Annotated in this window: 16 protein-coding genes; all 16 read left to right on the top strand. The window is 61.3% G+C overall.

Going from position 1 to position 15,245, the window contains the following annotated elements; translation table 11 throughout:
- Window positions 1–117: 117 nt before the first annotated feature.
- The 16 genes from O0881_RS17275 (at window position 118) to O0881_RS17200 (ending at window position 15,224) form a co-directional block, all read left to right on the top strand.
- Window positions 118–756, top strand: coding sequence for an SCP2 sterol-binding domain-containing protein (locus O0881_RS17275; protein WP_289912344.1), 639 nt, complete (start codon window positions 118–120; stop codon window positions 754–756).
- A complete protein-coding gene (gene ubiB / locus O0881_RS17270) occupies window positions 753–2,324 on the top strand; it encodes a ubiquinone biosynthesis regulatory protein kinase UbiB (RefSeq protein WP_289912343.1) in 1,572 nt (523 codons plus the stop codon). The genes O0881_RS17275 and ubiB overlap by 4 nt, the downstream gene beginning before the upstream one ends.
- 18 nt (window positions 2,325–2,342) lie before the next feature.
- Window positions 2,343–2,945 carry a methyltransferase gene (locus tag O0881_RS17265; RefSeq protein WP_289912342.1) on the top strand — a complete coding sequence of 201 codons (603 nt, stop codon included), beginning with the start codon at window positions 2,343–2,345 and terminating at the stop codon, window positions 2,943–2,945.
- 79 nt (window positions 2,946–3,024) lie between these two features.
- The gene (locus O0881_RS17260; RefSeq protein WP_077398979.1) at window positions 3,025–3,333 is read left to right on the top strand and encodes an FmdB family zinc ribbon protein; all 309 of its coding nucleotides are present in this window, start codon (window positions 3,025–3,027) and stop codon (window positions 3,331–3,333) included.
- A gap of 40 nt (window positions 3,334–3,373) precedes the next feature.
- Window positions 3,374–4,015: a DUF502 domain-containing protein gene (locus tag O0881_RS17255; RefSeq protein ID WP_077398981.1), complete on the top strand. Its 642-nt coding sequence runs from the start codon at window positions 3,374–3,376 to the stop codon at window positions 4,013–4,015.
- Window positions 4,016–4,078: 63 nt separating this feature from the next.
- Window positions 4,079–5,881 (top strand): aspartate--tRNA ligase, encoded by a 1,803-nt coding sequence (gene aspS, locus O0881_RS17250; RefSeq protein ID WP_180278639.1) that lies wholly within the window; start codon window positions 4,079–4,081, stop codon window positions 5,879–5,881.
- A gap of 87 nt (window positions 5,882–5,968) precedes the next feature.
- Complete coding sequence (gene nudB, locus O0881_RS17245; RefSeq protein WP_289912341.1) at window positions 5,969–6,433, top strand: dihydroneopterin triphosphate diphosphatase; 465 nt, start codon at window positions 5,969–5,971, stop codon at window positions 6,431–6,433.
- Between the two features lie 19 nt (window positions 6,434–6,452).
- Window positions 6,453–6,746 (top strand): hypothetical protein, encoded by a 294-nt coding sequence (locus O0881_RS17240; RefSeq protein ID WP_289912340.1) that lies wholly within the window; start codon window positions 6,453–6,455, stop codon window positions 6,744–6,746.
- A gap of 69 nt (window positions 6,747–6,815) precedes the next feature.
- Window positions 6,816–7,118, top strand: coding sequence for a hypothetical protein (locus O0881_RS17235; protein WP_289912339.1), 303 nt, complete (start codon window positions 6,816–6,818; stop codon window positions 7,116–7,118).
- 71 nt (window positions 7,119–7,189) lie between these two features.
- The gene (locus O0881_RS17230) at window positions 7,190–8,011 is read left to right on the top strand and encodes an endonuclease/exonuclease/phosphatase family protein (RefSeq protein WP_251349339.1); all 822 of its coding nucleotides are present in this window, start codon (window positions 7,190–7,192) and stop codon (window positions 8,009–8,011) included.
- A 9-nt stretch (window positions 8,012–8,020) separates the two neighbouring features.
- Window positions 8,021–9,184, top strand: coding sequence for a cardiolipin synthase ClsB (clsB, locus tag O0881_RS17225; protein WP_099665671.1), 1,164 nt, complete (start codon window positions 8,021–8,023; stop codon window positions 9,182–9,184).
- On the top strand, window positions 9,181–9,570 hold the full coding sequence (locus tag O0881_RS17220) for an RNA-binding S4 domain-containing protein (protein ID WP_077398991.1): 390 nt from the start codon (window positions 9,181–9,183) through the stop codon (window positions 9,568–9,570). Before clsB ends, O0881_RS17220 begins: the two co-directional genes overlap by 4 nt.
- Before the next feature lie 259 nt (window positions 9,571–9,829).
- Window positions 9,830–10,432 carry a TetR/AcrR family transcriptional regulator gene (locus O0881_RS17215; protein WP_070278980.1) on the top strand — a complete coding sequence of 201 codons (603 nt, stop codon included), beginning with the start codon at window positions 9,830–9,832 and terminating at the stop codon, window positions 10,430–10,432.
- Window positions 10,433–10,510: 78 nt separating this feature from the next.
- The gene (locus O0881_RS17210) at window positions 10,511–12,301 is read left to right on the top strand and encodes an acyl-CoA dehydrogenase C-terminal domain-containing protein (RefSeq protein ID WP_034753387.1); all 1,791 of its coding nucleotides are present in this window, start codon (window positions 10,511–10,513) and stop codon (window positions 12,299–12,301) included.
- A 14-nt stretch (window positions 12,302–12,315) separates the two neighbouring features.
- Entirely contained in the window at window positions 12,316–14,715 is a 2,400-nt protein-coding gene (locus O0881_RS17205) for a 3-hydroxyacyl-CoA dehydrogenase/enoyl-CoA hydratase family protein (RefSeq protein WP_289912338.1), read from the top strand.
- A 62-nt stretch (window positions 14,716–14,777) separates the two neighbouring features.
- Window positions 14,778–15,224, top strand: coding sequence for a YiiD C-terminal domain-containing protein (locus O0881_RS17200; RefSeq protein ID WP_099665668.1), 447 nt, complete (start codon window positions 14,778–14,780; stop codon window positions 15,222–15,224).
- Window positions 15,225–15,245: the final 21 nt, after the last annotated feature.

Genomic DNA, 15,245 nt, shown 5'->3' with positions numbered 1-15,245 from the left:
GCGGAATGCAGGATGCTTGACAGATATTTCCTGCTGAACTGGTAAGATCGAAACCGCCCACCTTGTTTGATGGGCGGTTTTTTCTTTTTGGGGGCGCGCGCGGCGCGCAGTATATAGATGGCACCACTTTCCGATCTCTCCCTGATGACGCCCGTCATCGCGACAATCAACCACTTGCTGGCGCAGGAGCCGTGGGCGCGCCAGCAACTGGCCGTGCACGCCGGCAAGCTGGCCTGCATCGACACGGGTGCCGTGGCCCTGCGCCTGCGCGTCGACAGCGCCGGCATGCTGGAGGCGGCGCCGGCCGACATGCCGGCCAACGTCACCATCCGCGTGAAATTGTCCGACGTGCCGCTGATCCTGCAAAACCGCGAGCGGGCGTTTTCCTACGTCAAGATCGAAGGCGATGCCGAGTTTGCCAATGCGATTTCCCAATTGAGCAAGGGCTTGCGCTGGGAAGCCGAGCACGACCTGGAAAAGGTCGTCGGCCCCATGCTGGCCACGCGCCTCGTTTCCGGCGCGAAGGATGCGGCCGCCTTTGTGCGCACGGGCCAGCAAAAGCTGGCGGAAAACGTGGCCGAATATTTTCTCGACGAACAGCCGATGCTGATCCGTCCTTCTACCCTGCAAGAGTATTCCGCTGGCGTGACGCGCGTGCGCGATGACGTCGAACGCCTGGCCAAGCGCCTTGCCCGGCTGGAAAAGGCGGCCGCCGCCGTCCAGCCGCAGCCCTCCTCACCGGATTTGTCTACATGATATTGAAATTCCTGCGCCTGTTTAAAATCATCCGTGTTTCCATCAAGTACGGCCTGGATGAGATAGCGATTTCTGGTCTGCAAGTTCCCCGCACCGCCAAATTGATCGACACCCTGATTTTCTGGCGCGACCTGTCGTCGCCACGGGGCTTGCGCCTGCGCTTGGCGCTGGAAGAGCTGGGCCCGATTTTCGTCAAATTCGGCCAGGTGCTGTCGACCCGGCGCGACCTGATGCCGCTCGACATCGCCGAAGAATTGGCGCGCCTGCAAGACCGGGTGCCGCCGTTCGATTCCGACCTGGCCATCGCACAGATCACCAAGTCCCTGGGCGCGCACCCGGACCAGCTGTTTGCCCGCTTCGAGCGCGAACCGGTGGCGTCCGCCTCGATTGCCCAGGTGCACTTCGCCACCCTGAAAGACGGCCGCGAAGTGGCCGTGAAGGTCTTGCGTCCAGGCATGAAAAAGCTGATCGACGAAGATGTGGCCCTGATGCACATCGCCGCCGATTGGACCAGCCGCCTGTGGGCCGACAGCAAGCGGCTGAAACCGAAAGAGGTGGTGGGCGAGTTCGACAAATACCTGCACGACGAGCTGGACCTGATGCGCGAGGCGGCCAACGCCAGCCAGCTGCGCCGCAACTTCGCCAACTCGGACTTGCTGCTGGTGCCGGAAATGCACTGGGATTACTGTTCCAGCAGCGTCATCGTCATGGAACGCATGTATGGCATTCCCGTGTCGCAGACGGAGCGCCTGGTGGCTGCCGGCGTGGACTTGCGTAAACTCTCCAGCGATGGCGTGGAGATTTTCTTCACGCAAGTGTTCCGCGATGGTTTTTTCCATGCGGACATGCATCCGGGCAATATTCTCGTGTCGATCGCGCCTGAGTCGTTTGGCCGCTACATCGCGCTGGACTTCGGCATCGTCGGCACCTTGAACGACTACGACAAGGATTATCTGTCGCAAAACTTCCTCGCCTTCTTCCGCCGCGACTACAAGCGCGTGGCCGAGGCGCATATCGAATCGGGCTGGGCGCCGAAGGATACGCGCGTCGATGAGCTGGAAGCGGCCGTGCGCGCCTGCTGCGAGCCGATCTTCGACCGTCCGCTGAAAGATATTTCCTTTGGGCAAGTGTTGCTGCGCCTGTTCCAGACCTCGCGCCGCTTCAATGTGGAAGTGCAGCCGCAACTGGTGCTGCTGCAAAAGACCCTGCTCAATATCGAGGGCCTGGGCCGCCAGCTGGATCCGGAACTGGACCTGTGGCAAACGGCCAAACCCTACCTGGAAAAATGGATGAGCAACCAGGTGGGGCCGCAAGGCTTCATGGAGCGCCTGCGCGCCGAGGCGCCTCGTTATGCGCACATCTTCCCGCAACTGCCGCGCTTGCTGCATCAGGCCTTGACGGTGCATGGCGAACCGCGCGAAAACGAGGTGGAACTGATGAAAACCTTGCTGGCGGAGCAACGCCAGACGAACCGCCTGCTGAGCTTTATCGTCTACTTCGTGGGCGCCTTTGCGCTCGGCGCGCTGGGCTTGCAAGTGTTCATGCGCTGGCATCAACTGCCGTTTTAAAGGCTGAGGACGTAAGTGATGGCTGACTTCCATACCCGTGACCCGCTCTCGCCCGCCTTCTGGGACGAGCGTTTCGAGAAGCAATTCACGCCCTGGGACCACGGCGGCGTGCCTGCGCGCCTGCGCAGCTTCGTTGCCGGCAGCCCGGCGCCGCTGCGCTGCCTGATTCCCGGCTGCGGCTCGGCGTATGAGCTGGTCTTCATGCTGGATCACGGCTGGGATGCCACGGCCATCGACTTTTCGCCAGCCGCCGTGGCCGCCGCGCGCGCCGTCGTCGGTGCGCGGGCAGGGCAGGTGGTGGAAGCGGATTTCTTTGCCTGGGAACCCGTTGCGCCGCTGGACCTGATCTATGAACGGGCTTTCCTGTGCGCCATGCCGCGCGCCATGTGGCCGCAAGTGGCGGCCCGCTGGGCGCAGCTGCTGGCGCCCGGTGCCATGCTGGCCGGTTACTTCTTCTTTGACGACAATGCCAAGGGGCCGCCGTTCGGCATATCCCGTGAGACACTGCAGGAATTGCTGGCGCCGCATTTCGATTGCCTGGCTGACGACGCCGTCGACGATTCCATCGCCGTCTTCGCCGGCAAGGAGCGCTGGATGAGCTGGCGCCGCCGGGCAGACTGAGGCGGGCGGGGCAATTTCCGCTGGCGACAAAGGAAAAGCTTTATAATTCAGGGTTTTTGATGATTTTCTCGGAGTAGAGATGCCGATTTACGCTTACCGTTGTGACGAGTGTGGTTTTGCCAAGGACGTCTTGCAAAAGATCTCCGATCCAGTACTGACGGTGTGCCTGTCGTGCGGCAAGCCCAGTTTCAAGAAACAATTGACGGCCGCCGGTTTCCAATTGAAGGGCACCGGCTGGTACGCGACCGATTTCCGCGGCGGCACGGCGCCTACCACGGCCATTCCGACGGGCCCCGCCGATAACGCCAAGCCTGCCCCGGCAGCAGAGAGCGCGCCTGCCGCGGCCCCTGCGCCCGCCCCGGCTGCCGCTGCGCCGAAAGCGGACTGAAAAGCGCGCCGCGCCGATACGATCCCTTACCGAGAAACCGATGCGTAAATACTTTATTACCGGATTACTGATTTTGGTGCCCCTGGCCATTACGGCCTGGGTCCTGAATCTGGTCATCAGCACGATGGACCAGTCGCTGTTGCTGGTGCCCGGCAGTACGCAGCCCAGCGTCTGGTTCGGCCGCCAGATTCCCGCGCTGAGCACCATTCCCGGCCTGGGCACGGTCTTGACGGTACTGATCGTGTTCTTCACGGGCTTGCTAACGAATAACCTGGTCGGCAATTACGTGGTGAAACTGTGGGAAAAATTGCTGCAACGCATACCCATCGTCAATTCCCTGTATTCGAGCGTCAAGCAAGTGTCGGATACCCTGTTTTCCCCGTCGGGCAATGCCTTCCGCAAGGCCGTGCTGGTGCCGTATCCGCACCAGAACTCCTGGACCATCGCTTTCCTGACCGGCGTGCCGGGCGGCGATGCGGCGAACCACCTGGTGGGCGACTATGTCAGCGTGTACGTGCCGACGACGCCGAATCCGACATCGGGCTTTTTCCTGATGATGAAGCGCAGCGATGTCGTCGAACTCGACATGAGCGTCGATGCGGCGCTCAAATATATCGTCTCGATGGGCGTGGTGGCGCCTGCGGAAGTTGTTGCTGTACCGGCCCCGGCAGCCAAAGAATAAAGGCAGGCGTCCCATGCGGGACGTGGCCGGATTGAACACTCACTAACCTGAACTGAGAATTTTATGTCTATGCGTACTGAATACTGCGGCCTCGTTACCGAAGCCATGCTGGGACAAACCGTCAGCCTGTGCGGCTGGGTACATCGCCGCCGCGACCACGGCAGCCTGATTTTCATCGACTTGCGCGACCGTGAAGGCCTGGTGCAAATCGTTTGCAACCCGGAACAAGCGGAGATGTTCAAGGTCGCCGAAGCCGTGCGCAACGAATTCTGCCTGCGCGTGACGGGCGTCGTGACCAACCGTATCGAAGGCACGATCAACAACAACTTGAAGTCGGGCAAGATCGAAGTGGTCTGCTCGGAGCTGGAAGTGCTAAACCCTTCCGTGCCCGTGCCGTTCCAGCTGGACGACGACAACCTGTCGGAAACGACGCGTCTGACGCACCGCGTGCTGGACCTGCGCCGCCCGCAAATGCAAAACAACCTGCGCCTGCGCTACAAGGTGACGATGGAAGTGCGCAAGTACCTCGACGCGCTGGGCTTCATCGACATCGAAACGCCGATGCTGACCAAGTCCACGCCAGAAGGCGCGCGCGACTACCTGGTGCCGTCGCGCGTGAACGCGGGCAGCTTCTTCGCCTTGCCGCAATCGCCACAGTTGTTCAAGCAACTGTTGATGGTCGCCAACTTCGACCGTTATTACCAGATCACCAAGTGCTTCCGCGACGAAGACTTGCGCGCTGACCGCCAGCCTGAATTCACGCAGATCGATTGCGAAACCTCGTTCCTGACGGAACAGGAAATCCGCGACCTGTTCGAAGACATGATCCGCGTCGTCTTCAAGAACACGCTGAACATCGACTTGCCGAACCCGTTCCCGGTGATGGATTTCGCCGAAGCGATGGGCCTGTACGGCTCCGACAAGCCGGACATGCGCGTCAAGCTGGCCTTCACGGACTTGACCGAAGTCATGAAGTCGGTCGAATTCAAGGTCTTCAACGGCGCCGCCAACATGAAGGGCGGCCGCGTGGTCGCCCTGCGCGTACCGCAAGGCGGCAGCATGCCCCGTTCGGAAATCGACGCCTACACCCAGTTCGTCGCCATCTACGGCGCCAAGGGTTTGGCTTACATCAAGGTCAACGAGAAAGCCAAGGGTCCTGAAGGCTTGCAGTCGCCGATCGTCAAGTTCCTGCCTGCCGACGTGCTGGCCACGATCCTGGAGCAGACGGGTGCGCAAGACGGCGACCTGATCTTCTTCGGCGCGGACAAGGCCAAGGTCGTCAACGACGCCATCGGCGCGCTGCGCGTGAAAATCGGTCACAGCGAGTTCGGCAAGAAAGCCGGCCTGTTCGAAGACGTGTGGAAGCCATTGTGGGTGGTCGACTTCCCGATGTTCGAGCACGACGAAGAAGCGGACCGCTGGACGGCGACCCACCATCCATTCACGGCGCCGAAAGACGGCCATGAAGACATGCTGGAAAGCGATCCGGGCGCCTGCATCGCCAAGGCCTACGACATGGTCTTGAACGGCTGGGAACTGGGTGGCGGTTCGATCCGTATTCACCGCGAAGAAGTGCAAAGCAAGGTCTTCCGCGCACTGAAGATCGACGCCGAAGAAGCGCAGCTGAAATTCGGCTTCCTGCTCGACGCCCTGCAATACGGCGCGCCACCGCATGGCGGCCTGGCATTCGGCCTGGACCGTATCGTGACCATGATGACGGGTTCCGAATCGATCCGCGACGTGATCGCCTTCCCGAAAACCCAGCGCGCGCAAGATTTGCTGACCCATGCGCCGTCGGAAGTTGACGAGAAGCAACTGCGCGAACTGCACATCCGTTTGCGCAGCACCGAGCCAAAAGTAGTGTAATGAAGCATGCGGCTGCCCAGGCAGCCGCTACCGTTTTACTTGCTGAGGCAAAAAAAGGCGCTGCGAGGCGCCTTTTTCATTCTTGATATGAGCCATAAAATTCCCGTTTCCGTGCTGGTCGTCATCCATACGGCTGACCTAGACGTCTTGCTGATCGAGCGCGCGGGCCAACCCGGTTTCTGGCAATCCGTGACGGGGTCCGTCGACGCCGTCGATGAACCGCTGCTGCTGACGGCCGCGCGCGAATTGGCTGAAGAAACCGGCATCGTTGTCGATGGGCACGATATCGTGCTGCGCGACTGGAACTTGTCGAATGTGTACGAGATTTATCCGATCTGGCGCCACCGCTATGCGCCGGGCGTGACGCGCAACACGGAACACGTGTTCAGCGTGCAAGTGCCGCGCGACATCGCCGTCACCCTGAGTCCGCGCGAGCATTTGCAGCACGCGTGGCTGCCGTATCTGGCGGCGGCCGACCGCTGTTTCTCGTCGTCCAACGCGGAAGCGATCTTGCAATTGCCGGCCATGACGGGTCTGGCGCGTCCTACCTGATTTCCCTAGAAAGCATTCCATGTTGAACTGGTTACATTTGACTACGCAGCAAAAACTGCTGGGCACCTTGGGCATCGTTTTTTGCCTGTGCTTTATCTTCCTGCTGTTCAGCTCCACCGTGCCCGGGCGCACGCCACCGATCGGCATGCCGCTGATGGCCATCGGCTGGCTGCTGCATCCGGGCGCATTTGCCAAGGGCAAGCGCACCGTGGCCTGGCGCGGCGCACCGTTGCTGGTGAAGATCGTCTGGGCGGCCGGCATTACCGCGCTGATCGTTAGCGTGACGGCGGGCATGGGACGCATGCTGGCCTGAGCCGCTGAAACTATTGTTATGTGGTATTATTGCTTTAATCGCAATCTCACTTCCTGACGAAAGGTGTCCATGCTGAACTGGTCTCAACTTTCTTTTCAGCAGCGCCTCTGGGGCGCCATATTTCTGTCCTGGGTCTTTGGCGCCCTGTATGCCGTGTGTTTTCCCGATCAGCCGCATGCCCGCCTGCCGCAGGCTGGCTTGCCCCTGCTGATGCTGGGATTTCTCCTGCACCCCCGCTGCTTTGCCGGCGGACGGGGCGCCTTCAGCTGGAGCAGCGCACCCGTGCTTGTGAAGGGCTTGTGGCTCATCGGCAGCGTGGTAGGCAGCATCAGCGCCGCCGATAGTTTGCTGGGAGCGATGGCAGGCAGATAAAGTGGGACTTGGGTGCGCACGCGCACCTACGCTGGCGCCGCGCGGGGCCCGTCTGGGAGTAGAATCAATGCATGAAAATCCGCGTAGCAACTTATAATATACACAAGGGTGTCTCCTCCGTGCGGGGCTTGCCCCGCGTGCATGCTTTAAAGCAGGCGATTGCCCTGTTTCATGCCGATGTTGTCTTTTTGCAAGAGGTGCAAGGCAAGCACGACCGCAACGCGGCCCGCTACGGCGCCGAGAAAAACGGCCACAAGCATTGGCCGGAAGCGTCGCAGCACGAGTTCTTTGCCGGCCCCGAGCACCATTCCGCCTACGGCATGAATGCCGTGTATGACCATGGCCACCATGGCAACGCCTTGCTGAGCAAGTTTCCCATCGCTTCGCAAACCAACCACGACGTGTCCGACCATGCCTACGAGCAACGCGGCATCCTGCATTGCGTGCTCAAGACGCCGCAGGCCGATGTGCATTGCTACGTCGTCCACCTGGGCCTGTTCGAGTCGGGGCGGGGCCGCCAGACGCAGGCGCTGATCGATGCCGTCATGGAATCGGCGCCGAATGGCGAGCCCGTCATCATTGCGGGCGATTTCAACGATTGGCGCAACACGCTCAGCGACAAGCTGCGCAATGCGCTTGGCGTGGTCGAGGTATTCGACCAGCGCGCGTCGAACTCGGCCCTGGGCGACCTGGTGCGCACCCTGGCGCGGCGCCAGACGAAAACGCCGATCCCCGTGCCGGCGCGTACCTTTCCCGCCGCCTTGCCGTGGTTCCGCCTGGACCGCATCTATGTGCGCGGTTTCCATGTGGAAGGCGCGCAAGTGATGCACGGCACCCTGTGGGCCAAATTGTCGGACCACGCGCCGATAGTTGCCGCTTTGAAACTCGCGTAGACTGCCGGCATGCGCACAGTCAATTTCATCGCCCACAACGACATCCAGCTGCTGTATTGCGGCACCGATTACTTCCCCGCGCTGATTGCCGCCATCGACGGCGCGCGCTCGGAAGTGTATTTTGAAACGTATATCTTTGCCGACGACGCCACGGGCGCCCTGGTGCTCGATGCGCTCAAGCGTGCGGCCGCGCGCGGCGTGCTGGTGTGCATGATCACGGACTGGTTCGGCACGGGCAACCGCCGGGTCAACGCCATGCATGCAGAGCTGGAAGCGGCTGGCGTGCACCACCGCATCTTCAATCCGTGGTTCCGGCGCGGCATCACGCGCACGCACCGCAAGATCTGCGTGGCCGATGGTGAAATCGCCTTGGTGGGCGGCATCAATATCAACGACGACATGTTTTGCGACTACGACCACAACATTAGCCTGGAAGCGCCGCGCTGGGATTTCGCCGTGCAGGTGAAGGGCCCGCTGGTGGACGCCATCCACGAGGAAGTGCAGGCGCAGTGGGCAAGATTGGGCAAGATGAACCTGGTGCGGCGTATCAAGCTGTACCGCAAGATGCGCGTCGTCAGCAAGGAGCTGGCGAAGAACCCCGTGGTGGCTGGCTTTGTCGTGCGCGATAACCTGCGCAACCGCCGCACCATCCAGCGCGCCTATCTGCAGGCGCTGGGCCAGGCGAGGAAAAGCGTGATGCTGGCCAACCCGTATTTCGCGCCCGGCCACAAGCTGCGCCGCGCCCTTGCCCAGGCGGCCCAGCGGGGCGTGGACGTGGTGCTGTTGATCGGCGTGGGCGAATTCCGCATGCAGGACGCCGTGGCGCACTCGTTTTATCCGAAGCTGCTGGCCGCCGGCGTGAAAATCGTCGAATACCGCAAGACGCAGCTGCACGCCAAGGTAGCCGTCGTTGACGATGACTGGGCGACGGTCGGCTCCAGCAATATCGATGCGCTGAGCCTGTTCCTGAACCAGGAAGCGAACGTGGTCATCAAGGACGTGGCGTTCGCGCAAAGCTTGCGCCAGCATATAGAGCAGGGCGTGGCCGACGGCATTGTGATTCACCAGGATGATTTCAAGCACATTGGCCGTTTCCGGCGCATCGGCTATGAAGCCGCGTTCCTCGTGTACCGGCTGGTGATGCGCATTTTTTCAGTAGGCAAGTACGCATGAACGAGATGACAACGGTAAGGCTGGACAAATGGCTGTGGGCGGCGCGCTTCTTCAAGACGCGCTCGCTGGCCAGCGAAGCCGTCGACACGGGGAAAGTCAAAGTGGGCGGCGAGCGCGTGAAACCGGCGCGCAGCCTGCGCGTGGGCGACGAGCTGGCCATCGACAATGGCGCGGAGACGTGGGAAGTGGCCGTGCTGGGCCTGTCCGACAAGCGCGGCGCGGCGCCTGTGGCGCGCCTGCTGTATGGCGAGACGCCGGCCAGCATCGCCCGCCGCGAGCAGCTGGCCGAGGAGCGCAAGCTGTTCCGCGAGCCGGGCACCACCATCAAGGGGCGGCCGACCAAGCGCGATCGCCGTCAATTGAGCAAGGCAGGCGACCTTTCCTGAGGCTCGCCTGATGTGGAGCGGCAAGGGCGCGCGACGCTTTTGCCCTCCTGAAATCGCTGTAAACACGCAGCCTGAAAATGCTGCGCTGCACCAATAGAACACCGGCTCTAAAGTTCCCGTTTGACTTTTACGTGGTAGTGGATAATAGTACGAGCGTTCGGATTTTTTCGAGGCGTGCTTTTTTTTTACCCTCGCTTCAGTCCGCCAAATCGGCAACATCACTTTTAGAACGGACCTCTTGAATACTTCAGTCAAATTCATGCGCAAGGGCGAACTGACCCGTGCAGCCATCCTCGACGTGGCGCTGGACCTGTCCAGCCGCGACGGCCTGGAAGGCCTGACCATTGGGTTGCTTGCGGACAAAATGAACATGAGCAAGTCGGGCGTGTTTGCCCACTTTGGCTCGCGCGAAGACTTGCAGATGGAAGTGCTGAAGCTTTACCACTATCGTTTCGAGCAAGAAGTCTTTTTTCCCAGCATGAAAGAACCACGCGGCATCCAGCGCCTGCAATCGATGTTTGCGCGCTGGGTCAAGCGGGTCAGCGTGGAAATCGCTTCCGGCTGCATCTATATCAGCGGCGCCGTCGAGTATGACGACCGTCCTGGTCCCATCCGCGAGGCCCTGGTGGCCATGGTACGGGCCTGGCAGGGCGCGCTGCTGCGCTGTGTCGAGCAATCGATCGCCACGGGCGACTTGAAAGCGGACACGGATGCCCAGCAGCTGGTGTACGAGATGTATGGCCTGATCCTGGCCCTGCATCACGATGCGCGCTTCCTGCGCGTGCCGGGCAGCATCGAACGGGCGCAAGCGGGCTTTGTCCGCCTGCTGGCGTCATACCAGAATTCCGTCACAAGCAAATAAGCCGTCAGGCAGTATCCGCAACAACGCACACGCACTTACAAGTACAACACTTTAGCTAATCGCCTTCAGGAGAAAATTATGGGTCAATACGTCGCGCCAATCCGGGATATGCAATTCGTCCTGCATGAGTTCCTGCAAGTGGAAGAAGAACTGAAGCAAATGCCGTCGTACGCCGACGTCGACGCCGACATCATCAACCAGGTACTGGAAGAGGGCGGCAAATTCACCTCCGAAGTATTGTTCCCGCTGAACCACTCCGGCGACCGCGAAGGCTGCCACCACGACCCCGTCACGAAAAGCGTGACCACGCCGAAAGGCTTCAAGGAAGCCTACAAGCAGTATGTCGAAGGCGGTTGGGCGGCCCTGGCGTGCGATCCGGAATACGGCGGCCAGGGCTTGCCTGTCGTGCTGAACAATTCGTTCTATGAAATGCTGAACTCGTCGAACCAGGCCTGGTCCATGTACCCGGGCCTGTCGCACGGCGCCTACGAGTGCCTGAAGGAACACGGCACCGACCACCAGAAGGAAGTGTATCTGCCGAAGCTGGTGTCGGGCGAATGGACGGGCACCATGTGCCTGACCGAACCGCACTGCGGCACCGACCTGGGCCTGCTGCGCTCGAAAGCGCTGCCTGAGGCGGACGGTTCCTGGACCATCACCGGCAACAAGATCTTCATCTCGGCCGGCGAGCACGACATGGCGGAAAACATCCTGCACCTGGTGCTGGCCCGCGTGCCGGACGCGCCGGAAGGCTCGAAAGGCATTTCGCTGTTCCTGGTGCCGAAATTCCTGCCGAACGCGGATGGAACTGTCGGCGAGCGCAATCCGATCACCTGCGGCGCCATTGAAGAAAAAATGGGCATCCACGGCAATTCGACCTGCCAGATGAACCTGGACGGCGCGAAAGGCTGGATCATCGGCCAGCCGAACAAGGGCCTGAACGCCATGTTCGTCTTCATGAACGCGGCCCGCCTGGGCGTGGGCATGCAGTCGCTGGGCCTGACGGAAATCGCTTACCAGAACGCGCTGATCTACGCCAAGGACCGCACGCAAATGCGTTCGCTGTCCGGCATCAAGAACCCGGAACTGCCGGCCGACCGCATCATCGTGCACCCTGACGTGCGCCGCATGCTGCTGACGGGTAAAGCCTACGCCGAAGGCGCGCGTGCTTTCACCTCCTATGTGGCGCTGCAGATCGACCGCGAACTGCACCACCCAGACGCCGACGTGCGCAAGGAAGCGGCCGATGAAGTGGCGCTGCTGACGCCTGTCATCAAGGCCTTCATCACCGACAACGCCTGGATCGCCACCTCGGACGCGATGCAAGTGTTCGGCGGCCACGGCTACATCTCGGAATGGGGCATGGAGCAGTATGTGCGCGACGCGCGCATCAACATGATCTACGAAGGCACGAACACGATCCAGTCGCTGGACCTGTTGGGCCGCAAGATCCTGGGCGACAACGGCGCCAAGCTGCGCAAGTTCGGTGAAAAGATCAAGGCTTTCGTCGAAGACAACGGTACCGATGAAGCGATGAGCGAATTCGTCACCCCACTGGGCGACCTGGGCGACAAAGTCACCAAGCTGACCATGGAAATCGGCATGAAGGCATTCCAGAATCCGGACGAAGTGGGCGCGGCATGCGTGCCTTACCTGCGCGTCGTCGGCCACATGATCTACAGCTATCTGTTCGCGCAGATGGCCAAGATCGCCCTCGAAAAAGAATCCAGCGGCGACAAGTTCTACACCGCCAAACTGGCTACCGCACGTTTCTACTTCGCCCGCTTGCAGCCTGAAACGGCAACCCTGATCCGTCAGGCGCGTTCCGGTTCGGCCAACCTGATGGCACTCGACGCAGACCTGTTCTAAGACTTGAGGAAAATATGACCAATTTCATCGTTAAAAAAGTAGCCGTCCTCGGCGCCGGCGTGATGGGCGCGCAGATCGCCGCCCATTGCATCAACGCGAAAGTGCCGGTCGTGCTGTTCGACCTGCCGGCCAAGGAAGGCCCGAAGAATGGCATCGTGCTGCGCGCCATCGAGAACCTGAAAAAGCTGTCGCCTGCGCCGCTGGGCAACAAGGATGACGCCGCGCTGATCCAGGTGGCCAACTACGAAGACAACCTGGACCTGCTGGCCGGTTGCGACCTGATCATCGAAGCCATCGCCGAGCGCATGGACTGGAAACACGACCTGTACCAAAAGGTGGCCCCGCACATCGGCCCGAACGCGATCTTCGCCTCGAACACCTCGGGCCTGTCGATCACCAAGCTGGCCGAAGGCTTCGACGCCGACCTGAAATCGCGCTACTGCGGCGTGCACTTCTTCAACCCGCCGCGCTATATGCACCTGGTCGAGATCATCCCGACCGAGTTCACCAAGCCGCAGATCGCCGATCAGCTGGAAGGCTTCCTGACCACCACCCTGGGCAAGGGCGTGGTCCGCGCCAAGGACACGCCGAACTTCATCGCCAACCGCGTTGGCGTATTCGGCATCCTGGCCATCGTGCATGAAGCCGAAAAATTCGGCCTGTCCGTGGACGTCGTCGATGATTTGACGGGCGCCAAGCTGGGCCGCGCCAAGTCGGGCACCTTCCGCACGGCGGACGTGGTCGGCCTGGACACCATGGGCCATGTGATCAAGACCATGCAGGACTACCTGCCGAACGATCCGTTCGCTGCCGTCTACAAGACGCCGGCCGTCCTGGCACAGCTGGTGGAAAAAGGCGCGCTGGGCCAGAAGAGCGGCGCAGGCTTCTACAAGAAGGTCGGCAAGGAAATCCAGCGCCTGGACTTCGCCACCGGTGAATACGTGGCCGGCGGCGCCAAGGCTGCCGACATCATCGCCCGCATCCTGAAGGAAAAGGATCCGGTCAAGAAGATGAAGGCGCTGCGCGAATCGACGAACCCGCAAGGCCAGTTCCTGTGGGCGATCTTCCGCGACGCTTTCCACTACATCGCCATCCACCTCGACACCGTGGCCGACAATGCGCGCGACATCGACTTCGCCATGCGCTGGGGCTTCGGCTGGAACGTGGGTCCGTTTGAAACGTGGCAGGCATCGAACTGGCTGCAAGTGGCCAACTGGGTCAAGGAAGACATCGACGCCGGCCACGCGCTGTGCAATGCACCGCTACCGGCATGGGTCTTCGAAGGCCCGGTCGCTGAAAAAGGCGGCGTGCATACGCCGGAAGGTTCGTATTCGGCCGTGTCGAACAGCTTCGTGCCACGTTCGACCCTGTCCGTGTACGACCGCCAGCCATTCCGCGCGCCAGTCCTGGGCAGCGGCGCCATCGACGGCAAGACCGCCGGCACCACCGTCTTCGAAGACGAATCCGTGCGCGTCTGGCATACGGGTGACGATGTGCTGATCATCTCGTTCAAGACCAAGATGCACGTGATTGGCGAAGGCGTGATTAACGGACTCAAGCTCGCGCTGGCTGAAGCCGAGAAGAACTTCAAGGGCCTGGTGATCTGGCACGCCGACGCAGCCGAAGGCGGCGCCTTCTCGGCCGGCGCCGACCTGCAATCGGCCCTGCCGGCGTTCATGCAAGGCGGCGTGAAAGCCGTCGATCCGATCATCGCCGAACTGCAGAACACCTTCATGTCGCTGAAATACGCGAATGTGCCGGTGATCGCCGCGGTCGCTGGCCTGGCACTGGGCGGCGGTTGCGAGCTGGCCTTGCACGCATCGAAGCGCGTGGCCTCGATCGAGTCGTACATCGGTCTGGTGGAAGTGGGCGTGGGCCTGATTCCAGCCGGCGGCGGCTTGAAGGAAGCGGCGCAGCGCGCCTACAAGGAAGCCAAGGGCAACGATATCCTGCAATTCCTGAAAACGGGCTTCACCAATGCAGCCACCGCCAACGTGTCGAAATCGGCGCTGGAAGCGAAGAAAATGGGCTACCTGAAGGAAGACGACGTGATCGTGTTCAACGCCTACGAGCTGCTGCACGTGGCCAAGGTCGAAGCGCGCGCCATGTTCGACGCGGGCTTCCGTCCGCAACTGCCGTCGCTGATCCAGGTGACGGGCCGTTACGGCTGGGGCACCATCAAGGCGCAGCTGGTCAACATGCGCGACGGCGGCTTCATTTCGGCGCACGATTTCAAGCTGGGCGAGATGATCGCCGAGATCGTATCGGGCGGCGACGTGGACCAGGGCAGCTTCGTCAGCGAACAGTGGCTGCTGGATATGGAACGCAAGGCATTCCTGGAGCTGTTGAACCATCCGAAAACCCAGGAACGGATCATGGGCATGATGCAGACCGGTAAACCGGTACGCAACTAAGCACAGCGTCGATGACGATCCTGTCCCTCGTTTTTAAAGTATTACTGCGCGTGAGGCCAAGCATGGTGTATGACCGTATCAAACAACAGATGATGGACACCTTGCCCTTCGTGCGGCTGCTGGGGATCAGCATCGACGACATCGGCGCCGGCACCTCGAAGGTGTCGCTGCCGGAAGATCCAAAACTGAATAATCACCTGGGCACGCAGCATGCGGGCGCCTTGTTTACCCTGGCCGAAACGGCTTCCGGCGCGGCCATGGCGGGCGGCTTCGCCGAGCTGATACTGGGCTTGCGCCCGGTGGCCAAGGAGTCGCGCATCCAGTACCAGAAGGTGGCCCGGGGCGCGACGCGCGCCGAAGGCCGGGTACCGGGCGACCTGGCTGCCTTGAAGGCGCAGCTGGCGCAGGATGGCAAGGTGGCGTTTCCCGTGGAAGTCGATATTTTCGACTCCGAAGGCACGCTGGCGGCACAGGTGACGGTGGACTGGTATTTGTCGCAGAAGCGATAAGCCTCTACCCCGGACATTCGA

It is taken from the genome of Janthinobacterium sp. SUN100 (assembly GCF_030397705.1).
Classification (GTDB): domain Bacteria; phylum Pseudomonadota; class Gammaproteobacteria; order Burkholderiales; family Burkholderiaceae_D; genus Janthinobacterium; species Janthinobacterium kumbetense.
Note: the sequence above shows the minus strand (reverse complement) of the source record. Positions and strands in the feature narration are given on the sequence as shown.